Annotated in this window: 20 protein-coding genes; 13 read left to right on the top strand and 7 right to left on the bottom strand. The window is 72.3% G+C overall.

Annotated features, from left to right (window positions below):
* The first annotated feature begins 279 nt into the window (after positions 1–279).
* The 4 genes from IE97_RS0114005 to IE97_RS0113990 all read left to right on the top strand — a co-directional run bounded on the left by IE97_RS0114005 (position 280) and on the right by IE97_RS0113990 (position 4,407).
* The gene (locus IE97_RS0114005) at positions 280–900 is read left to right on the top strand and encodes an L-threonylcarbamoyladenylate synthase (protein ID WP_030237903.1); all 621 of its coding nucleotides are present in this window, start codon (positions 280–282) and stop codon (positions 898–900) included.
* Positions 901–1,044: 144 nt separating this feature from the next.
* Positions 1,045–1,800: a dienelactone hydrolase family protein gene (locus IE97_RS0114000; protein ID WP_030237901.1), complete on the top strand. Its 756-nt coding sequence runs from the start codon at positions 1,045–1,047 to the stop codon at positions 1,798–1,800.
* Positions 1,801–1,994: 194 nt separating this feature from the next.
* Positions 1,995–2,855, top strand: coding sequence for an MHYT domain-containing protein (locus tag IE97_RS0113995; RefSeq protein WP_030237896.1), 861 nt, complete (start codon positions 1,995–1,997; stop codon positions 2,853–2,855).
* A 46-nt stretch (positions 2,856–2,901) separates the two neighbouring features.
* A complete protein-coding gene (locus tag IE97_RS0113990) occupies positions 2,902–4,407 on the top strand; it encodes a metallophosphoesterase family protein (protein WP_030237893.1) in 1,506 nt (501 codons plus the stop codon).
* Positions 4,408–4,477: 70 nt separating this feature from the next.
* On the opposite strand, the gene IE97_RS0113985 is transcribed toward IE97_RS0113990, so the two are convergent.
* The 3 genes from IE97_RS0113985 to IE97_RS0113975 all read right to left on the bottom strand — a co-directional run bounded on the left by IE97_RS0113985 (position 4,478) and on the right by IE97_RS0113975 (position 7,030).
* Entirely contained in the window at positions 4,478–5,452 is a 975-nt protein-coding gene (locus IE97_RS0113985) for a TauD/TfdA dioxygenase family protein (RefSeq protein WP_030237890.1), read from the bottom strand.
* 375 nt (positions 5,453–5,827) lie between these two features.
* Complete coding sequence (locus IE97_RS0113980) at positions 5,828–6,208, bottom strand: DoxX family protein (protein ID WP_030237886.1); 381 nt, start codon at positions 6,206–6,208, stop codon at positions 5,828–5,830.
* A gap of 57 nt (positions 6,209–6,265) precedes the next feature.
* Complete coding sequence (locus IE97_RS0113975) at positions 6,266–7,030, bottom strand: AraC family transcriptional regulator (protein ID WP_030237881.1); 765 nt, start codon at positions 7,028–7,030, stop codon at positions 6,266–6,268.
* Between the two features lie 90 nt (positions 7,031–7,120).
* Between IE97_RS0113975 and IE97_RS0113970 the strand changes: the two genes are divergently transcribed.
* The 5 genes from IE97_RS0113970 to hemC all read left to right on the top strand — a co-directional run bounded on the left by IE97_RS0113970 (position 7,121) and on the right by hemC (position 12,707).
* Positions 7,121–8,296 (top strand): MFS transporter, encoded by a 1,176-nt coding sequence (locus IE97_RS0113970; RefSeq protein WP_051704971.1) that lies wholly within the window; start codon positions 7,121–7,123, stop codon positions 8,294–8,296.
* Positions 8,297–8,688: 392 nt separating this feature from the next.
* The gene (ligD, locus tag IE97_RS0113965; protein ID WP_030237876.1) at positions 8,689–9,669 is read left to right on the top strand and encodes a non-homologous end-joining DNA ligase; all 981 of its coding nucleotides are present in this window, start codon (positions 8,689–8,691) and stop codon (positions 9,667–9,669) included.
* Between the two features lie 139 nt (positions 9,670–9,808).
* On the top strand, positions 9,809–10,582 hold the full coding sequence (locus IE97_RS0113960) for an NPP1 family protein (protein WP_030237873.1): 774 nt from the start codon (positions 9,809–9,811) through the stop codon (positions 10,580–10,582).
* Positions 10,583–10,681: 99 nt separating this feature from the next.
* Positions 10,682–11,704, top strand: a complete 1,023-nt coding sequence (locus IE97_RS0113955; RefSeq protein WP_030237868.1) for a questin oxidase family protein — start codon at positions 10,682–10,684, stop codon at positions 11,702–11,704.
* A gap of 67 nt (positions 11,705–11,771) precedes the next feature.
* Entirely contained in the window at positions 11,772–12,707 is a 936-nt protein-coding gene (gene hemC, locus IE97_RS0113950; RefSeq protein ID WP_030237865.1) for a hydroxymethylbilane synthase, read from the top strand.
* Positions 12,708–12,731: 24 nt separating this feature from the next.
* On the opposite strand, the gene IE97_RS0113945 is transcribed toward hemC, so the two are convergent.
* The gene (locus IE97_RS0113945; RefSeq protein WP_030237862.1) at positions 12,732–13,253 is read right to left on the bottom strand and encodes a hypothetical protein; all 522 of its coding nucleotides are present in this window, start codon (positions 13,251–13,253) and stop codon (positions 12,732–12,734) included.
* A gap of 410 nt (positions 13,254–13,663) precedes the next feature.
* On the opposite strand from IE97_RS0113945, the gene IE97_RS0113940 reads away from it, so the two are divergent.
* A complete protein-coding gene (locus IE97_RS0113940; RefSeq protein WP_030237859.1) occupies positions 13,664–14,455 on the top strand; it encodes an RNA polymerase sigma factor SigF in 792 nt (263 codons plus the stop codon).
* Between the two features lie 27 nt (positions 14,456–14,482).
* On the opposite strand, the gene IE97_RS0113935 is transcribed toward IE97_RS0113940, so the two are convergent.
* A complete protein-coding gene (locus IE97_RS0113935) occupies positions 14,483–14,803 on the bottom strand; it encodes an ANTAR domain-containing protein (protein ID WP_199807044.1) in 321 nt (106 codons plus the stop codon).
* Between the two features lie 252 nt (positions 14,804–15,055).
* Between IE97_RS0113935 and IE97_RS0113930 the strand changes: the two genes are divergently transcribed.
* A complete protein-coding gene (locus IE97_RS0113930) occupies positions 15,056–15,859 on the top strand; it encodes a VOC family protein (protein WP_030237853.1) in 804 nt (267 codons plus the stop codon).
* Positions 15,860–15,884: 25 nt separating this feature from the next.
* Here IE97_RS0113930 and glgX read toward each other — a convergent pair whose 3' ends face one another.
* Positions 15,885–18,038, bottom strand: a complete 2,154-nt coding sequence (gene glgX, locus IE97_RS0113925; RefSeq protein ID WP_030237849.1) for a glycogen debranching protein GlgX — start codon at positions 18,036–18,038, stop codon at positions 15,885–15,887.
* On the bottom strand, positions 18,035–18,550 hold the full coding sequence (locus tag IE97_RS0113920; protein WP_030237846.1) for a hypothetical protein: 516 nt from the start codon (positions 18,548–18,550) through the stop codon (positions 18,035–18,037). The genes glgX and IE97_RS0113920 overlap by 4 nt, the downstream gene beginning before the upstream one ends.
* Before the next feature lie 362 nt (positions 18,551–18,912).
* Between IE97_RS0113920 and IE97_RS0113915 the strand changes: the two genes are divergently transcribed.
* A complete protein-coding gene (locus IE97_RS0113915; protein WP_030237843.1) occupies positions 18,913–19,212 on the top strand; it encodes a DUF5133 domain-containing protein in 300 nt (99 codons plus the stop codon).
* A gap of 75 nt (positions 19,213–19,287) precedes the next feature.
* Positions 19,288–19,864 (top strand): maltotransferase domain-containing protein (locus tag IE97_RS0113910; protein ID WP_030237840.1); only part of this gene is annotated, 577 nt, incomplete at its 3' end.

Raw genomic sequence — 19,864 nt, 5'->3', positions numbered from 1 at the left:
ACGCCGCCGATCCGGCCCGAACCGACCCGACCCGCCCGGTCCCCGGTGGCCCGACACGCCCCAGCCGCCCTCGCGATCCTCCCGGTGCGAGTCGAACCGGGCCCGCCCGTCCACCTACGCCCGCTTCCCGCCGGGCCCGGCACGCCCCGCCGGCCCCCAGCGCTCCGCTCCCGGACCGGAGCCTGATCCACCTGACCGGGCCCCGGACCGCCCCACCCCTGCACAGCACACAGCGACCGCCTGCCCCGCACCCCCACATGCGCGGCATAAGCTCGATGGATGGCGAAGTACTACGACGTGCACCCCGACAACCCCCAGCCGCGCACCATCGGCCAGATCGCCGACAGTATTCGCGCGGACGCTCTCGTCGCCTACCCGACGGACTCCTGCTACGCGCTGGGCTGCCGCCTCGGCAGCCGCGACGGCATCGAGCGGATCCGGACGATCCGCAAGCTGGACGACCGGCACCACTTCACCCTGGTGTGCCAGGACTTCGCGCAGCTCGGCCAGTTCGTGCGGATCGACAACGACGTGTTCCGTGCGATCAAGGCGTCGACGCCCGGCAGCTACACCTTCATCCTGCCCGCGACGAGGGAGGTGCCGCGCATGCTCCAGCATCCCAAGAAGAAGACGGTCGGCGTGCGCATCCCCGACCACGTCGTGACCCAGGCCCTGCTCGCCGAGCTCGGTGAGCCGCTGCTGTCCAGCACCCTGCTGCTGCCCGGCGAGGAGGAGCCGATGACCCAGGGCTGGGAGATCAAGGACGAGCTCGACCACGTCCTGGACGCAGTGGTCGACTCCGGTGAATGCGGTACCGAGCCGACGACCGTCATCGACTTCTCCGGCGGGGAGGCGGAGATCGTGCGGCGCGGCGCGGGCGACACGTCACGGTTCGAGTAAAGGCCGGACCAAGGGCCCTTCACGGTCGCCCCGGGCACCGGGGGCGGGCGAAACGCCGGGGGAGGCGGCGTGTCACGATCCCCGTGGACCACCCGGTCGGCCGGGCGGTATCCGGACGACACCCCGCAGAAAGGCAGCTCAGCCATGACCGCCGTACAGGGAACCACGGTCGATGTCCCCACCGAGGACGGCACCGCCGACGCCTATCTGACCCGCCCCGCCGACGGGGCCGCGCACCCGGCGGTCCTGCTCTACATGGACGCCTTGGGCCTGCGTCCGCAGCTGCGGTCCCTGGCCGACCGGCTTGCCGGTGAGGGCTACACGGTGCTGGTGCCCAACGTGTTCTACCGGCACGGCCGCGCCCCCTTGTTCGATCTGCCCGAGTTCATCGACCCGGGGGTGCGTCCGGAGATATTCGAGCGCATCGGGCCGGTCATGCGGTCCCTGACGAACGAACGGGCGATGCGGGACGCGGGGGCGTATCTGCGCTGGCTGGCCGAGTCGCCCGCCGTGGCCGGCGGGCCGGTCGCGCTGACCGGCTACTGCATGGGCGCCGGGCTGTCGCTGCTCACCGCCGGGACCTACCCGGAGCGGGTCGCGGCCGCGGCCGGCTTCCACGGCGGGCGGCTGGCGACGGACACGCCGGACAGCCCGCACCTGGTGGCCGGCAGTGTCACCGCCGAGCTGTACTTCGGCCACGCCGACCAGGACCACTCGCTGCCGCCGGAGCAGATCGAGCGCCTGGAAGAGGCTCTGACCGCGGCGGGCGTCCGCCACCGGTGCGAGGTGTACACCGGCGCGTCCCACGGTTTCACGCAGGCTGACACGGCGGCGTACCGCAAGGAGGCCGACGAGCGGCACTGGGCGGCCCTGCTCGACCTGCTGAAGCGCACATTCTGACCGGAGAAGATCAGATCTCCGCGCCAAACGCCCAGCACACAAGGGTACTTGGCTGAATTTCGACCCTCACGTGACCGGACTTGATTGTTCATGACAGAGAGTTGTTGATCTACCGACGGTAAGGGCTTGCTTTAACGTGCCAGCTGCCCGTAGACCTTGCTGAAAACCAGCCAGGACTCGGGGGGAGTTGGCTCATGGACGGTACGGTCGACGGGTTTCGCTACGGGGCGGTGACCCCGGTCGCGGCCTATCTGATGGCCTGTCTGGGAGGGGCACTGGGGCTGCGGTGCATCGTGCGCACGCTGCTCGACGCGCGGTCCTGGAAACCCGGCTGGCTGGCGTTGGGCGCCACCGCCATCGGGTGCGGCATCTGGACGATGCACTTCATCGCCATGATCGGCTTCCATGTGGAGGAGACCCGGGTCCGCTACGACGCGGCCACGACCGTGCTCAGTCTCGTCGTGGCCGTCGCTGTCGTCGGCATCGGCGTGTTCGTCGTCGGCTACCGCGGCACGCGGGGCGTCACCCTGGCGGTCGCGGGCGTCGTCACCGGACTGGGCGTGGCCGTCATGCACTACCTCGGCATGGCGGCGATGCGACTGAACGGCGACATCGGCTACCACCCGGCCGGTGTGGCACTGTCCGTGCTGATCGCCATCGCCGCGGCGACCGTCGCCCTGTGGTCGGCTGTGACGATCCGCGGCTTCCTGACCAGCCTCGGGGCGAGCCTGGTGATGGGTGTGGCCGTCTCCGGGATGCACTACACGGGTATGGCCGCCGTCAGCGTCCGCGTGCACGACACGACCGGCGGGACCTGGGACGGCGAATCACCCCTGTCCCTGCTGCTGCCGATGCTGCTGGGGCCGGTCGTCTTCCTGCTGCTGGCCGGGGTGCTGGTGATGTGCGACCCGCTCCTCGTCCAGGGCAACAGGGCCGGGGGTCAGCGGACTCCCGCCGCCGGCCCGGACGCCTCCGGATCCGCCCGTGCCACCAACTCCGTCACCGTCTCGCGTACTTCCTGGCACGACAGGGACTCGCCCGCCCGCGGCCGGTGAGCAACCCGCCCGCGGACGGCCCCCGGATCATTGTTACGGTGCACCGGTGTCCGACTCCTCACGCGACTCCGCCGAAGGCGCCGGCTGGGGTACCGACGAACGCGGTGCCTACCGGCAGTTGATGCCGCGGCAGGTGGAAAAGATCTCCTGGCTGAACCCCGGGACGCTGTGGGCCGCCCGCAACGGCGTGCTGGCCTCCTGGTTCGGGGACCCCACCGGCCGCACCCGCCGCCGGTGGGTGGCCCAGCGGGCGGCCGCCGGAGCCCCGGAGGACAAGGTGATCCGACGCGACGAACCGGACCGGTTCTCCTTCCTGGTCATCGGCGACACCGGCGAGGGCGACGACCCTCAGTACGCCGTCGTACCGGGCTTGCTGAAGACGGGTCAGGACACCAGTTTCGCCGTGCTGGCCAGTGACGTGATCTATCCGGTGGGCAGCGCCGACGACTACGGCACCAAGTTCTTCCGCCCGTACCAGGACTACCGGGCGCCGATCTACGCGATACCCGGCAACCACGACTGGTACGAGGACCTCGGCGGCTTCATGCGCGTCTTCTGCGACGACGCCCCGCCCCTGCCGTCCGAGCCCCGGCCACGACCCCTGACCCGGGCCTGGATGCGGTCCCTGCTGTGGCACCGGCCGCGTCCCGACGACGGCCGGCACCTGGCCGAGGCGCGCACGTTGCGGTCCGATCCCGCCCAGCGGGCCGTGCAGCCGGGGCCGTACTGGGCGATCGACGCCGGACCGGTGCGGATCGTAGGCATCGACACCGGGCTGCTCGGCACCATCGACGCCGAACAGGGCGCCTGGCTGCGCCAGGTCTCCCAGGGGCCCCGCCCGAAAATCCTGGTCACCGGCTCACCCCTGTACGTGGACGGCAGGCACGAGCCGTGCGCCGTCGAAGGGGGCGGTACCGTCGACGACATCGTCCGCGACCCGGCGCACCACTACGTCGCGGCGATCGGCGGCGACATCCACAACTACCAGCGCTACCCGGTCCGGCTGGACGACGGACGCACCCTGCAGTACGTGGTCGCGGGCGGCGGCGGGGCGTTCACGCACGCCACCCACACCATCCCGCGGGTCTCGGTCGCGAACGTCACCGAGAAGGACTTCCGGTGCTATCCGCTGCGCGGCGACTCCCTCGCCTTCTACAGCCGGCTCTACGGCCGCCGGCTGCGGATGCAGCGCTTCTTCACGCTCACCGAGGCGGAGGCGACGGCTGTGATCGCCGAGCGCCTGGGCATCTCGCCCGCCCGCGTCCCGGGCCCGGACACCCGGGTGACCCGGCGCGTCCGGCTGGTCGCGGGCCTGCTCGGCACCGGCCGCCGTCCCGACCGGGCCAGACGGTTCCGGCTGCCCGTGCGGAAGATCTACACGTCGCTGTTCTCGCCGAGCTCGGCGACCTACAGCCCGCCGTTCTTCAAGTGCTTCCTGCGCCTGGACGTCTCCCCCGAGTCGGTGCGGCTGCGCTGCTACGCGGCCACCGGCAACCGGGCCCAGGAACTCGACCCGCCGGTCGAGGACGAGGTGACGATTCCACTGGGGTGATCCGGTGCGCCGGGGAGAGGGCCGTGGCCGGCCGGTAAGGGATCCCCTCCGGCACCCCACCACCCACCGTTCACCAACGCCCGGGAGCCGTCCCGGTGATCGGCTCCGACACCCTGCCGTCCACTCCGACGGGCACGTCCCCCGCGAGCATCACCCGGTGCATGATCCGCGGGTGGTCGAGATGAGCGGTGTCGCCCGGAGCCAGGTGGATCGTGGCGCGGTTGTCCCAGAAGGCCACGTCGCCCGGCTCCCAGCGGAACCGGACGGTGTACTCGGGCCGGACCGCCTGCTCCAGCAGCATCTCCAGGATCGCGCTGCTCTCGGGCCGGGAGAGCCCGGCGATCTGCTCGACGTAGTAGCCGTTGACGTACAGGATCCGCTCCCCGGTCTCCGGGTGGACGCGCACCAGCGGGTGCAGCGTGGCGACCTGCCGTTCCAGCAGATGGCGGACGTACGCGTCGTCACCTGGCCGGGGCTGGTAGCCGACGCCGAGCCGGTGTTCGGCCCACAGCCCGTCGACGAACTCCCGCAGTGGCTCGGAGAGCCCGGCGTACGCGGCCGCCAGATTGGACCAGGTGGTGTCGCCGCCGTAGGGCGGGACGGTCTCGGCGCGCAGGATCGTCGCGGCGGGCGGGTCGACACGGGCGCCGTGGTCGCAGTGCCAGCCGCGCAGCAGGGTGTGACGGCGGCGCCGCAGCCACTCGTCGTGCTCCATGCCGAACCTCCCGCCGAGCTCCAGCCGGTCGGCGGTCGTCTCGATCTCGGGGAAGTCGGCGGGTGAGGCCCCGCCACGGCGCGGCAGCACCACGGCCTCCCCGAACCGGCGCGCGAACGCCACATGCCCCGCGTGGTCCAGCCGTTGCCCCCGGAAGAACACCACCTTCCAGCGCAGCACCGCTGCCCTGATCGCGGCGACCACGGTGTCGTCGAGTTCCGCGGTGAGGTCGACACCGCTGATCTCGGCACCGATGTGCCCGGCGGCCGGCCGCACCTCCACCCCGGCGTCCCGCACCGCCTCGTCCGTCATCGGGCTGTCCGTCGTCATGCGCACTCCGCTGGTCGTGAGCGTGGTCCTTCCCGGAGATCGTGACAGTGATCCGCGCCCGGGGCGACACCGCCGCACGAGCGGGCCCCGCAGGCAGCGGTCCCTCCTGAGAGCCTCTTCCCTGTGCGGGGAGCCGCGGGGCGTGAAGGACGGTCAGAGCAGCGGCGTCAGCGGTTGTTCGCACCAGATCGTCTTGCCCCGGGTGGTCTGCCGGCCTCCCCAGCCCTGGTGATCTGGGTGCACGGCAGCGGTCCGCGGCCGCCCTCGTCGTCCTGGTGGGCCCGGCGCGAGTGTGGGGAGGTCGGACTGCCGCCGGAGACTACCTGGCAAGCCGCGTCGTCGAGCCGCAGGTAGCGCTGGGGCTCAACCGCGCGCTCACGACCGGCTCTCGGCGTTCCGTGCGACGCCGCGGGCCCAGAGCACTAGGGGGACCTGAAGCGGCAGGCGTCCGAAGGCCGCCGCCTTCTGCGGCGTGGGGCGGTGGCGCCAGTCGGCCGCCATCTTCACGTTCGCGGGGAACACCCCGACGAAGAAGGCCGCCGTGGCCAGCGCGGCCGCCTTGCGGGTACGCGGCAGGGCCAGGCCGGCGGCCAGCGCGAGCTCGGCGGCACCGCTGGCGTAGGTCCAGGTCCTGGGCGAGCCCGGCAGGCTGCGCGGGACGGTCGCGTCGAACGGGCGCGGGGCGGCGAAGTGGGCGACCCCCGCGGTGGCCAGCAGGCCGGCGAGCAGCAGGGGTGAGCGTTCGGACCGGGGCACGGTTCCTCCTCTGATGGCCTGCCGCGCGATATTACTGGACGGTAAAGGGACGGATGGTCATGGAGGTTCGGCGGATCGGGCGCGGCGGGTGTGCGTACCCGGTGTGTATCCGAACGAGCGGCGGAAGACGTCGATGAACGCGCTGGCGGAGGACCAGCCGCAGCGGTGCGCGACGGTCGTGACGGGCAGGCCGTCGGCCAGCATCCGGAGCGCGTGGTAGAGCCGTGACTGAGTGCGCCACTGCGGGAAGGTCATGCCGAACTCGTGGCGGAAGAGCCGGCTGAGGGTGCGCTCCCCCACCCCGGTCGCGGCGCCGAGGGCGGCGAGCGTGCGCGAGTCGGCCGGGTCGTTGTGCACGAGGGCGCAGACGGCCGCGAGGCGCGGGTCGGTGGGCGTGGGCAGGCGCAGTGGCTGCTGCGGCGAGACCCGGAGCTGGTCACGCAGGACGGCACGCAGCCGGTGGCGCTCGGGGCTGCCGTCGGCGGGGTCGCGGGTGTAGGCGCGGATCAGCTCGCGCAGCAGCGGGCTGACGGCGAGGACGGCCGGGTGGTCCAGGCCGAGGGGGTTGTCGTCGGCGGGCAGACCGATCAGGTGCAGGTCGAGCCGTCCGTGGGCGCGGTGGGCGTGCACGGTGCCCGCGGGGACCCAGATGGCGCGGGTACCGGGCGCGAACCAGGTGCCGGCGTCGGTGGTGACGGCCACGACGCCGGCGCCCGCGTAGACGATCTGGTGGTCGTCGTGCCGGTGCGCGTCGATGCGGTCGCCCGCGGTCAGCCGCTGGGCGCGGGTCGGCGCCGTGGGTGTGTGGCGGATGTCCGGCACAGTCCGGCAGATTACCGGAAGCGGGCCAGGTGCCCGGCGGACGACGATCGCCGGGTGACCGATTCCCATCGCGACCGATCCGTCGCCCTGATGTCCCTGGGACACGCCTGTGTGGACGTGTACCAGGGGGCCGTGGCAGCTCTGGTGCCGTACTTCGTCGCCGAGCGCGCCTACTCCTACGCCGCCGCCTCGGGCGTCGTCCTGGCGGCGTCCCTGTTGTCGTCGCTGGTGCAACCGCTGTTCGGGGTACTCACCGACCGGTGGGCGATGCCGTGGCTGCTGCCGCTCAGCGCGCTGACGGCGGGGGCGGGCGTCGCGTTGAGCGGAGTGACCGGCTCCTACGCGCTGACCCTGGCGGTGGTCGCGGTGTCGGGGTTCGGCGTGGCCGCCTACCATCCGGAGGCCGCCCGGGTGGCCCGGGCCGTCGCGCGGGGCCGTCATACGGCGATGAGCTGGTTCTCCTTCGGTGGCAATGCCGGTTTCGCGCTGGCACCCCTGCTGGTCTTCGCCGTGGTGGCGACGGGCGGGCTGGGGGCCTCCCCGCTGCTGGCCGTTCCGGCCGTAGTGGGGGCGGTGCTGTGTGCGGCGGCGGTGCGCAAGGCGGGAAGCGGCACCAAGGGCTACGGTCCGCCGGTCTCCGTGGGCCGGGACGACTGGGCGTCCTTCCTGCGGCTGTCCGGTGCCGTGGTCTGCCGCTCGGTGGTGTTCGTCGGCCTGAGCACGTTCGTCTCGCTGTACGCGCGGGAGCGGACCGGCGGCGGGGAGGCGGCCGGAACGGCGGCGCTGTTCGTGCTCTACGCCGGTGGTGCGGTGGGCACGCTGGCCGGGGGACGGCTGGCCGAGCGGTACGGGCGGCTGGCGGTGGTGCGCCGGTCGTACGCCCTGACAGTCCTTGCCGTGGCCGGTCTGGTGCTCGTGCCGGGGCCGCCGGTGTACGTGTTCGTCGCCTTGACCTCGGCGGGCCTGTACGTGCCGTTCTCGCTGCACCTCACCCTGGGCCAGGACTGTCTGCCCCGGCGGGTGGGCACCGCGAGCGGTGTCACGCTGGGGCTGGCCGTGAGCGTGGGAGGTCTGGCCGCTCCGGCGCTCGGGGCGCTGGCCGACGCGACGTCTCTCCGGACGGCCCTGCTGCCGCTGATCGCTCTGCCGGTGGTGGGCCGGCTGCTGCTGTGCCGGCTGCGGGAGCCGGCCCAGCACGATGACCGGGACCGGGCCGACGCCCACGTCGCCGGTGGGGACCCGCGCGGTCGGCGTCAGCACCGCTGAAGCGGTCCGCACCGTGCTCCCAGTCCGGGCGTTGGCCCGCCGGGGCGGACCGGGGCACCGGTTCGCCGACGTGGCGGGGAAGCCGTCGACGATGCGATGGACGGGCGTGGCCGGCCGCCGCGGTTCCCCCCTGCGACCGGTCGGACAGGGCCAATCCGCATGCCGCGCACTCCGGCCTCGCGCACCCTGGTGACGGACTGAGCGCCGGCGCCGGGGAGCTCCAAGCGCCGGCGACACGGCGGTCGTCCGGGTCGGGGACCCACGTGACGCAGCCGGACTTCCGCCCGGTCCGAGGGCGGCAACCGCAGAGACCGGGTCCCGGTCCGACGCCGTTCAGGGGAAAGACCCGGGGAACGCGCGTGAGCGCGCACCGGTACGTCCACAACTCACCCGTGGACCTGCCGCTGATCCCGCCCATGCTCGCCACGCCCGGCACCCTGCCGCCGCCCTCGCAGGACACGCGCTGGGCCTATGAGACCAAGCAGGACGGCCAGCGCGTGGTGGCCTACCTCCCCGGGGACGGCAGCGTGCTGCTGCGCGCCCGGTCCGGGGAGGACATCACGGGCGCCTACCCCGAACTGCGGCCGCTGGGCGCCGCGCTCGGCCCCGTGCCCGCGGTCCTGGACGGGGAGATCCTGGCCCTGGACGCACACGGCCGGGCCAGCTTCCAGTTGCTCCAGTCCCGTATGGGCCTGGCCCACGCGCCCGCCAGGGCGGCGCGGCGGGCGGCGGAGGTCCCGGTCCACCTCGTGCTGTTCGACGTGATGCACCTGGAGGGCCGTTCGCTGATCCGGCTCGCCTATGCGCGGCGCCGCTCGACCCTGGAGGATCTCGGTCTGACCGGCCCCTCCTGGTCCACCCCCGCCGCGATCGTCGGCCACGGCGCCGAGGCCCTGGCCGCCACCCGCGAGCACGGCGCGGAGGGCCTGGTCTGCAAGCGGCTGGACTCGGTGTACGAGCCGGGGGTGCGCTCCCGGGCCTGGATCAAGATCCGCAACATGCGCACCGAGGACGTGCTGGTCGGCGGCTGGCAGCCCGGCAAGGGGCGCCTCACCGGCCTGCCCGGAGCGGTGCTGGTCGGGCAGCGTGCCGCGGGGCGGCTGCGTTACGTCGGGAGCGTGGGCACCGGCTGGAGTGAAGCCGAACGGACGGACCTGGCCGGGCTGCTGCGGGCCGCCGCGACCGACGTCTGCCCCTTCGACCCCGCGCCGCACGCTCCGGGCGCGCACTGGGTCGTCCCCCGGCTCGTCGGCGAGGTCCGCTACAGCACCCGCACGAGGGACGGGCGGCTGCGGCAGCCGTCGTGGCTACGGCTCCGGCCGGACCTCGCACCCGAGGAGGCTGCTGCCGACATCCCGGACGACATGGTCTGAAACGGCGTCCGGACTCCGGCTGTCGGACGGTGATTCACTTCTCGGTCCTCGCCCCCCTCTTGGCATGGACGCGTTCAGCGTGGAAGCTGAACCTCCTTTTCCCCCACAGCCGTTGGGCTGCGCCCAAGAGGAGGACGCAGTGTCGTCACGCCCGATCACATCCCGCAGGAGATGGCTCACCGGAGCGGCTGGAGCCGTTGTCCTCGTCCTGGCCTTCCCCGCCACGGCCTTCGCCGCGCCGCCGCGCGCGCTTCCGGCCAACGCGGAGTCGCTGGAGCAGACGTTCCAGCCGGCCTACGACTACGACACCGACGGCTGCTACTCCACGCCCGCCATCGGCCCGGACGGCACCGTCAACGGGGGGCTCAAGCCGACCGGCGCCCTGAACGGCGACTGCCGCGACGCCTCGGACCTCGACAACACCAACGGCTACTCCCGCTACAAGTGCAACAACGGCTGGTGCGCCATCCTGTACGCGCTCTACTTCGAGAAGGACCAGGCCGTGGCCGGCAGCGGCATCGGCGGCCACCGGCACGACTTCGAGCACGTCGCCGTGTTCGTGCAGGACAACCAGGTCAAGTACGTGTCGACGTCCGCCCACGGCTCGTTCGACGTGCACGCGGCGTCCGAGGTCCGCTTCGACGGCACCCACCCGAAGATCGTCTACCACAAGGACGGCGTCAGCACGCACTGCTTCCGCCTCGCGAACCCGGGCGACGAGCCGCCGGAGAACCACAAGGCCACCTGGCAGTACCCGCCGCTGGTGGGCTGGAACGGCTACCCGGCGGGCGTGCGCGACAAGCTCGCCTCCTACGACTTCGGCAGCGCCAACTTCGGCCTGAAGGACGCCAACTTCGCCAACCACCTCGCCTCGGCGAAGCCGGCCGGCATCGCGTTCGACCCGTACGCCTGATCCGCCCGGGCCTGGCCGGGGACCTAGGTCCCCGGCCGGGCCCGGCTTCCTCCCGCCGTCGGATCCGCGGGCGCCGGGCGGGCGCATAGCGTGCCCGGCATGGACACGCACGACACGACAGGGACGCTCGAAGAGGCACTCGAACGGCTGCACTCCTGCGGGCCGGAGCGGCTCGGCAGGCTCACCAACCACGCCCCGATGGTCGTCGAGGCGCTCGCCGCGCACGGCCAGGCGGGCGCCGTGCACCGCTGGCTGGATCTGTACCGGCACAAGCTGGAGGACTTCCCCCGGCCCGTCGCTCCCGTGACCGACGTGGGCTGGCGGGAGGCGCTCGGCGATCCGCGCCGGGCCGCGGACTGGATCGGCCACTTCACCCGCGCCCTCGCGGCACGGCCGTGGCGTGACGTCCTGGCCGAGTGGTGGCCGCGCCTGCTGCCCGGAATGTACGGCGGCTCCACGCATCCCGTGATCCGCGTCGGCCATGCCGTGCGGGCACTGGAAGCCGGCGAGAACCCGCCACGGCTCGCCGAACTCGCACACGGGCTCGGCTACTGGGCGGCCCGGCACCGTCCCGTGTCCGGCATCACGGCACTGCCCGCCGCGCCGACCGCCGCGGAATCCCTCGACGCCGTGCCGCCGCTCACCGACCCCACCGGGGGGTTCCCCGACCGGCTGGCGGCCGTACGACGACTGCCGCTGTGGGCGGGCGACGTGACCGATCCGGACACCGCCCGGGCGCGCCTGACCGAACTGGTCCGGGCCGCGACCCACCGCTACGCCACACACGGCCACGGCCAGCCGACCATGCTGGTGCACGCGGCGACGGCGCCCAACGCCGTACTGCGCACCCTCGGTTCCCTCCCGCGCGAGCTGTGGGCGCCGAGCCTGCACGCGGCCTGGACCGCGTCCGCGGCGGTCACCGCCATGTACGCCCCCGCCGAACCCGTCGCCCGCGTCCCCGCGCCACGGTGTACGGCCGAGGAGGTGCTGGAACGGGCCCTCGCCCACGGCGACGAACACGTTGTCAAGCTCGCCGACACCGCCCTCGACGTCGGCGACGCGCAGGCCCTTGCCGCGGCCCTGCGCGCGGTCGAACTGAGCGAGCCGCTCGTCCCGAACTGACGTGTGCCGGCCGGCCGCCGGGGAGGTACGGCACGAACGCACGCGCCGGAGGGTCTATCGTGTCCGCATGTCCGTCCCCGAACTGATCCGCATCGTCTCCCGCGACTCCCCCATGGCCCTCGCCCAGGTGGAGCGCGTCCGGACCGAGTTGGCCATCGCCCACCCCGGAGTGCGCACCGAGGTCGTACCGGTGAAGACCACCGGGGACAAGTGGATGGGAGACCTGTCCCAGGTCGAGGGCAAGGGCGCGTTCACCAAGGAGGTCGACGCGGCACTGCTGGCCGGGGAGGCCGATCTCGCCGTGCACTGCGTGAAGGACGTGCCCGCCGACCGGCCGCTCCCCGCGGGCACGGTGTTCGCCGCGTTCCTCAAGCGGGACGACGTCCGCGACGCCCTGATCCACCCGGGCGGGCTCCCCCTGGACGAGCTGCCGGCCGGGACGCGGATCGGCACCTCCTCGGTGCGCCGGGTCGCCCAACTCGCCGCCACCCACCCGCACCTGGAGTGCGTGCCGTTCCGCGGCAACGCCAACCGGCGCCTCGCGAAGCTGGAAGCCGGAGAGGCCGACGCCCTGCTGCTCGCGGTCGCCGGCCTCGAGCGCATCGGCCGGCAGGACGTGATCACCGAGATCCTCTCCACCGAGACGATGATGCCGCCCATCGGCGCGGGCGTCCTGGCGCTCCAGTGCCGCGAGGACGACGCCGACCTGATCGACGCGGTGAGCGGTCTCGGCGACCCGGACACCTACCGGGAGACCACCGCCGAGCGCATGTTCCTGCATGTGCTGCAGGGGCACTGCAACAGCCCGATCGCCGGGTTCGCGCGGGTGGACCGCAGTGGTGAACTGTCGCTTCGCGCCTGCGTGTTCACCCCGGACGGCAAGACCCGGCTGAACGCCCACGAGTGGGCGGGCCGGCTCGACCCGGCCACGCTCGGCACCTCGGTCGCCGTGGCCCTGCTGCGTCAGGGTGCCCGCGAGATCATCGACGGCATCCCGCACTGACCGGCAGGACGCCCTGACACGGGATCAGGCGGTGCCTTCCCCCGCCTGGTCCTGCAGGAAGACGCTCACCTGGTGCGCCAGGCTGTCCCGCACGGCACCCGGCTGTCCCCCGGTGGGTCCCTCGTGTGCCCCGATGCCGCCCGACCACAGCCGGCGCCCGGTCCACTCCTCGTCGACGCGCAGCTGGACCTGCACGTCCACGAGTCCCAGGGACGCCTCGGCGCCGGCCGCGTAGAGCACGGCGGTGGCCCGGCGCAGCGGATAGACGTCAAAGCCCTCGATGAACTGCGAGTTGCGCCAGTCGAGGAAGGCGCTCTCCCCGTCCGGGCCGACCCGCACGTCGATCTGACCGTCCTCGAGGTGGACGCCGAGGTGCCGGCTGCCGCGGTTCTCGACCGTCACGCGGAGGCAGAAGTACGTCAGCCCGTCGGCGGCGTCGTCACGGCCCCGGGGCGGCTCGGCCAGTTCCAGACGGTGGACGCGGACGCGCAGGCCGGCATGCTCGTCGTACTCGTGCCAGTCCCCGACCACGTTCGGCTCGTACACGGTGCCCCTCTCGACCTCTGGAAGCTGCTTCCTATCTGTGGTGTCACGGCACTGTCAAATGAGCAGAATGCGCTGTGGCCAGGCAGTTCATCCCTTTTGATCGGTGATCAAGCCGTGCCCAGCGGTTATCCGGAAACAGGAGGAGAAAGCGGTTGCCGGGGCGTGCCGCACATCACTGTCGCGGGTGAAGATCAACGGGCCGGGCGGCCCGGCGGCAGGCCCGTAGCCCCGGATGGGCGTATCGTCGGAATTGTCTCGTAACCTTCCCGGCCGGGAAGGTGCGATGCAGTGCTTCGGACAGGAGGCACGTCCGTGGGAGCCGCCCGGACCCCCGGGGCCCTCCGTGAGGTCCGAGCCCGTGCTTCCCACGGTGTCTGTCCATTCGGCACCGGCTCAGGGAGGTGCGCACCATGCGTATCGCCGGCAGCACCCGAACGCACCCCCACGACGACGCCCCCGACACCGCCGCGGCGTTCGAACGCCTCGTGCGGCTGTCCGAGGGGCCCGAGCGCAAGGCCCTGCGCGACGAGCTGGTCGAGGCCTGGCTGCCCATGGCCGAGCGGATCGCCGTCCGCTTCCGCGGCCGCGGCGAGGCCCTCGAGGATCTGTACCAGGTGGCGGCCCTCGGCCTGGTCAAGGCGGTCGACCACTACGACCCGGCGCGCGGCAACGCCTTCGAGGCCTACGCCGTGCCGACGGTCACCGGCGAGATCAAGCGTCACTTCCGCGACCACATGTGGACGCTGCACGTCCCCCGCAGGGTCCAGGACCTGCGCAACCGGGTGCGGCACGCCGTCAAGGAGCTGTCGCAGACCACCCCCGGCCGCTCCCCCACGGTCGCCGACATCGCCGAGTACGCGCACCTCACCGAGGGTGAGGTACGTACCGGCATGGAGGCCCTGGAGTGCTTCTCCGCGCTGTCGCTGGAGGCGGAGATGCCCGGCACGGACGGCTACGCCCTCGGGGACGCGATCGGCGGGCCGGACCCGGCCTTCGACACCGTCGTCGACCGGGTGGCCGTGAGGCCCTGTCTGGAGGCGCTGCCGGAGCGCGAGCGCATCATCCTGTACCTGCGGTTCTTCAAGGGAATGACGCAGAGCCGCATCGCGGACCAGCTCGGCATCTCCCAGATGCACGTCTCCCGGCTGCTCAGCAGCTGCTTCGCCCATCTGCGGGAGGAACTGCTCGCCGAGGCCCGGTGAGCGCGAGCCCGGCGTCGGCGCCGCCGGTCACCGCTCCGGCGGCGCTCCGGGCACCTCTGTCGGTCCCACGCGGTCGAGGGCGTCTGCCAGAGCGGCCCGTATGTCCCTGGGCATCGCGCCCGTTCGCCCCCAGACGAGAATCATCTCCGCGACGTTGCGCAGCTTGACGTTGGTGTGCTGGGAGACCTCCTTCAGCACCGCCCACCCCTCGTCGGGTGAGACCCGGCCGAGCACGACGATCACCCCGATCGCCTGGTCGACGACGGCGTGCGAGACGACCGCCTCCTTGAGCTGCTGGACCTCCTCCTGCAGCTCGAGAATCCGCTCCGAGCCCCCGTCCGTGGGCATGGTCACCTCCGGATCCGGTGCGCCGCTGCCTCCGTGGCCTCACATGGTGCTTGAGTGCCTTGACGCAGTGTCCGACGCCTCCATCGTCGTCACTCGGACCGCCCGCTGCCACCGGGGCGGTCCAGGCCGGTTCACCTCACCGTTTCGGCACCGTCGCCGGGGTACTCGGCAGGCGCCCACGGGGGTTCCGGTTGGACACTGGTGTCATTCCTCCGGTGGCTGCCAGGCCGACGAGATCAGGACGCGACTGCCATGAACCACAACACGCCCACCCCCTCCGGCACCAAGGACGTCGTCTCATCACACTCCGTGTTCGGCGCTCCCTGCTGGGTGAGCCTGACCAGCAGGGACGTCAAGGCGACGGAGGAGTTCTACGGGGCCGTGCTGGGCTGGCAGTGGCGGCCGGCCAAGCTCGGCGACCGGTTCCGGATCGCGCTGATGGACGGCTCGCCGGTGGCCGGCATCGCGGGGGTGGCCACCATGTGGCAGATGGCCGTGGCGTGGACGCCGTACTTCGCCGTGCGCAGCGCCGACGAGGCGGTGGCACGGGTGCAGGAACGCATGGGCACGGTCGCGGTCGGTCCGATCTCCCTGCCGCCCGGGCGGGCGGCCCTGCTGGCCGACCGGGACGGGGCGACCTTCGGTATCTGGGAGGGGGACCTGTTCACCGACTGGGAGACCTGGCGCAACGCGCAGCCGGCTTTCATCACGCTGCACACGCGTGACGCGTTCGACGCGGCCATCTTCTACGGCGAGATCCTCGACTGGGCTTCGGGACGGTCCGGCTGCTGCGAGGTCCACTACGAGGGCGGGGAGGTCGTCCTGCGCAGCCGCGGCGACGTGGTGGCCCGGATCGAGTCGGGGGCGCTGGAGGCCGCCCCCGACCCCGCGATCCGGCCGCACTGGCAGGTCCACTTCACCGTCGACGACGTCGAGGCCTGCGCCCGCGCCGCGGAGCTGCACGGCGGCAGCGTGCTGTCCCAGGGCAGCGACGAGGCCGTGCTGCGCGACCACGACGGCGCACAGTTCACGGTGACGTCGCGCAGAGGCCGCTGACACCGAGGAAGCCCTCGGCGCCCCGTCACCCCTGCTCGCGGGAGGTCCGCGACGGCCGGGACAGCAGGATCAGGCTGCGTGCGCCGACGGTCAGGCCCGCGTTCGCCTTGTGCTCCGCCTCGTCGGGGGTGCCCTCCGGGTCTGCCGTGTCGATCAGGACCGTCCAGCGTTCGCCGTAGGAGGCGTCCGGCAGGCGGAAGTCGACCGGCTCCCAGTGGCTGTTGAGCAGCAGCAGGAACGAGTCGTCGACCACGGGGCGGCCGCGGGCGTCGGGCTCGGCGATGGCGTCGCCGTTGAGGAACACGCCGACGCAGTGGGCGTCGCCGCGCTGCCAGTCGTCGTCGGTCATCTCCTGGGCGTCCGGCGCCAGCCACACCAGGTCGGGCAGTGGCTGGTCCGCGCGGGTCGGGGTCTCGCCGAGGAAGAAGCGGCGCCGGCGCAGCACGGGGTGCGTGGTGCGCAGCCGGACGACGTACCGGGTGAACTCCAGCAGGGCGCGCTGTTCCCCGGTGAGCCGCCAGTCGATCCAGGAGATCTCGTTGTCCTGGCAGTAGGCGTTGTTGTTGCCGCGCTGGGTGCGCCCGAGTTCGTCGCCGTGCGAGAGCATCGGGATGCCCTGGGAGAGCAGCAGTGTGGCGAGGAAGTTGCGCTGCTGGCGGCCGCGCAGCTCCAGGACGGCCGGGTCGCGGGTCGGGCCCTCGGCGCCGCAGTTCCAGGAGCGGTTGGTGCTCTCGCCGTCCTGGTTGTCCTCGCCGTTGGCCTCGTTGTGCTTGTCGTTGTAGGAGACGAGGTCCCGCAGGGTGAACCCGTCGTGCGCGGTGACGAAGTTGACGCTGGCGCGGGGGCGGCGCCTGCTGTGCGCGTACAGGTCGGAGGAGCCGGTCAGCCGGGAGGCGAACTCGCCGAGGGTATGGTCCTCGCCGCGCCAGAAGTCCCGTACGGCGTCCCGGTACATGCCGTTCCACTCCGACCACAGCGGCGGGAAGTTGCCCACCTGGTAGCCGCCCTCGCCGACGTCCCACGGCTCCGCGATCAGCTTGACGCGGCTGATCACCGGGTCCTGCTGGATGAGGTCGAAGAACGCCGACAGCCGGTCCACCTCGTGGAACTGCCGGGCCAGGGTCGCCGCGAGGTCGAAGCGGAACCCGTCGACGCGCATCTCCGTGACCCAGTACCGCAGCGAGTCCATGATCAGCTGGAGCACATAGGGGTGGCGCATCAGCAGGCTGTTGCCGGTGCCGGTGGTGTCGTAGTAGTGCACCCAGTCACCGTCGACCAGGCGGTAGTACGAGGAGTTGTCGATGCCCCGGAAGGACAGGGTGGGGCCCTTCTCGTTGCCCTCCGCGGTGTGGTTGTAGACCACGTCGAGGATCACCTCGAGGCCGGCCGCGTGCAGGGTCTTCACCATCGACTTGAACTCGGCGACCTGCTGCCCCCGTGTGCCGTGCGCGGCGTAGCCGTTGTGTGGTGCGAAGAAGCCGATCGTGTTGTAGCCCCAGTAGTTGGCCAGACCACGGTCGTGCAGCACGCCGTCGTGGACGAACTGGTGCACCGGCATCAGCTCCACCGCCGTGACACCCAGCGAGGTGAGGTGCTCGACGACCGCCGGGTGCGCGAGCCCGGCGTAGGTACCGCGGAGTTCCTCGGGCACCTCCGGGTGGGTGCGGGTCAGGCCCTTGACGTGTGCCTCGTAGATCACCGAGTCGGCGTACGGGCGGCCGGGCGGGGTGTCGTCGCCCCAGTCGAAGGACGGGTCGGTGACGACGCCGAGCATGGTGTGCCCGGCGCTGTCGGCCGGGTCGGGGCCGTCCGGGTTCCGCTCGTAGAGCGAGGGATGGTTGTCGGTCTGCCCGTCCACCGCGCGTGCGTACGGGTCGAGGAGCAGCTTCGCCGGGTTGCAGCGGTGGCCGGCGGCCGGGGCCCACGGCCCGTGCACGCGGTAGCCGTAGCGCTGGCCCGGGCCGACGCCGGGGAGGTAGCCGTGCCACACGAAGCCGTCGACCTCGGTCAGCGGTACCTGGGTATGTGTGCCGTCGTCGTCGACGAGGACCAGCTCGACGTGTTCGGCCACCTCGCTGAAGAGGGCGAAGTTGGTGCCCTCCCCGTCGTAGGCCGCGCCCAGCGGGTAGGGGCGCCCGCTCCAGGCGGGCACCCCTGTGCGGGACTTCCGGCGGGTCACCTGGCCTCCTCCAGGACCTCGTCCGGGGTACTCACCGGGTCGGCGGCCAACTGGGCGACCCGTACCTCGCGGGGCACGTCGAGGCCTTCGCTCAGGTACGGCGCGGGTGCGGTCGGCACCAGCGGGACGCGTTCGCCGGCGCGGGCGCGCTGCGAGAACCAGATGACCTTGCTTCCGGTCTCGGTGGCGCAGCAGCCCCAGCCGTCGCTCATCGCCGCGAGGTGCTCCAGGCAGCCACGCAGTTCCTGGTCCGGGCGCAGGGCGCGGTCGTTGTCCGCGATGGCGGTGATCAGATGCTGGCGGTTCCACCACATCTCGATCGACGTGTTCTTGTCGGTGGCGTGCTCGTCGATGGCCTTGAGCAGCATCTCGGCGCCGCCGCAGACGGGCTTGACCAGGTTGTCCAGGTCCCAGAACCTGAGGTGAGCGGCCAGAATGCGGCTGACCTGTCCCACCCGTTCCGGGCTGACTTCCACGTCGAGGTGGTAGTAGCAGGGCACTGCGGTCTTCATCGGTTGGCTCCTCACCACGAAGCTCAGCTCCTCCTCGTTCCCGCAGTCCTGCGGGACGAGCCCCGAACACGGAACGTGAGTGCGCATCGCTTCTGAGTCACCCTCAGCCTGAGGGCGCTAGCCCGTTCGTGCAACACGAGCGCACGCCTGAGGCGACCTCATACACAAGTGAGCAGGCATGAACGCCCCGGACGGCCCATCCCGGGCTGCCGCTCGCCAATGATCCAACAGGACGCAGCGTCGTCGCGCGTGCACCATGTGTGAAGAACTCGATCGCCGTTACGGGTCCGTGTCGCTCTGGCACGGCCGCCGTCCGACCGTCGGGAGACCGTCCCCCTCGAGCCCGAAAGGTGATCGGCGCCATGCTGCTACCCGCCAAAGCCGAAGTCGCCCGGCAGTTGCGGCGTTACCGGGCCTGGGAACGCGTGATGCTCGCGGCACCGAACGACCGCACGGTCCGGGCCACGTTCGAGGATTCCGGTTACACCCTCTGCGTGCTGATGGGCGAACGCTGTGCGCGGGAGGCGGCGGACGCGGCCGAGCGGTACCTGCGTGCGGCCCAGGTCAGCTCTCTGCGGGAACAGAGCGACAGGCCCCGCCCGGCCGCGGCGGTGAGGCGAGGACCGCCGGCGGTGGAGCGGCGCTCCCCGGCGGGGGCCTAGGGAGTGTTCCGGACGGAGGTTGTCCCCTGACCGGGCCCGCGGGCCCGGCTTTCGAGCACGGTGGAGGTGAGGACCATGAGAAGGACCCGGGCCATCGGCCGTATCCCGGTACGGGACGTCCGCCCGGCCGTGGAGGGCGGCAACCGGCCGGCCAAGGCGGTTGTGGGAGAGACGTTCGAGGTCACCGCCACCGTGTTCCGGGAGGGGCACGACGCGGTCGCCGCCAATGTCGTCCTGAAGGACCCCGAGGGCCGCCCCGGGCCGTGGACACCGATGCGCGAACTGGCCCCGGGGACGGACCGGTGGGGCGCCGAGGTCACCGCGGACGCGGTCGGCCGCTGGACGTACCGGGTGGAGGCGTGGAGCGATCCGGTGGCCACCTGGCGCCGCACGGCAGGCATCAAGGTGCCGGCGGGCATCGACCCGGATCTGGTCCTCGAAGAGGGCGCCGAACTCCACGAGCGCGCAGCGGCCGGCGTGCCGAAGGAGTCCGGCCGCGGTGTGCTGCTCGGCGCGGCCGAGGCCCTGCGCGACGACTCATCGCCCCCCTCGGCGCGGCTGGCGGCGGCGTTGACGCCGGAGGTGGACGAGGTGCTGGCGCGGCATCCGCTGCGGGAGCTGGTCACCAGCAGTGAACCGCTGCCGCTGCTGG

Source organism: Streptomyces sp. NRRL S-455 (genome assembly GCF_000717875.1).
Lineage (GTDB): Bacteria > Actinomycetota > Actinomycetes > Streptomycetales > Streptomycetaceae > Streptomyces.
This window is presented reverse-complemented; position numbering and strand designations above follow the sequence as displayed.

Bases quoted from the DNA above. Each gene is read 5' to 3' on its own strand.
- IE97_RS0114005 (WP_030237903.1), top strand. From the start codon at position 280: ATGGCGAAGTACTACGACGTGCACCCCGACAACCCCCAGCCGCGCACC.
- IE97_RS0114000 (WP_030237901.1), top strand. From the start codon at position 1,045: ATGACCGCCGTACAGGGAACCACGGTCGATGTCCCCACCGAGGACGGC.
- IE97_RS0113995 (WP_030237896.1), top strand. From the start codon at position 1,995: ATGGACGGTACGGTCGACGGGTTTCGCTACGGGGCGGTGACCCCGGTC.
- IE97_RS0113985 (WP_030237890.1), bottom strand. From the start codon at position 5,452: ATGACGACGGACAGCCCGATGACGGACGAGGCGGTGCGGGACGCCGGG.
- IE97_RS0113970 (WP_051704971.1), top strand. From the start codon at position 7,121: ATGTCCCTGGGACACGCCTGTGTGGACGTGTACCAGGGGGCCGTGGCA.
- IE97_RS0113955 (WP_030237868.1), top strand. From the start codon at position 10,682: ATGGACACGCACGACACGACAGGGACGCTCGAAGAGGCACTCGAACGG.
- hemC (WP_030237865.1), top strand. From the start codon at position 11,772: ATGTCCGTCCCCGAACTGATCCGCATCGTCTCCCGCGACTCCCCCATG.
- IE97_RS0113940 (WP_030237859.1), top strand. From the start codon at position 13,664: ATGCGTATCGCCGGCAGCACCCGAACGCACCCCCACGACGACGCCCCC.
- IE97_RS0113935 (WP_199807044.1), bottom strand. From the start codon at position 14,803: ATGCCCACGGACGGGGGCTCGGAGCGGATTCTCGAGCTGCAGGAGGAG.
- IE97_RS0113930 (WP_030237853.1), top strand. From the start codon at position 15,056: ATGAACCACAACACGCCCACCCCCTCCGGCACCAAGGACGTCGTCTCA.
- IE97_RS0113920 (WP_030237846.1), bottom strand. From the start codon at position 18,550: ATGAAGACCGCAGTGCCCTGCTACTACCACCTCGACGTGGAAGTCAGC.
- IE97_RS0113915 (WP_030237843.1), top strand. From the start codon at position 18,913: ATGCTGCTACCCGCCAAAGCCGAAGTCGCCCGGCAGTTGCGGCGTTAC.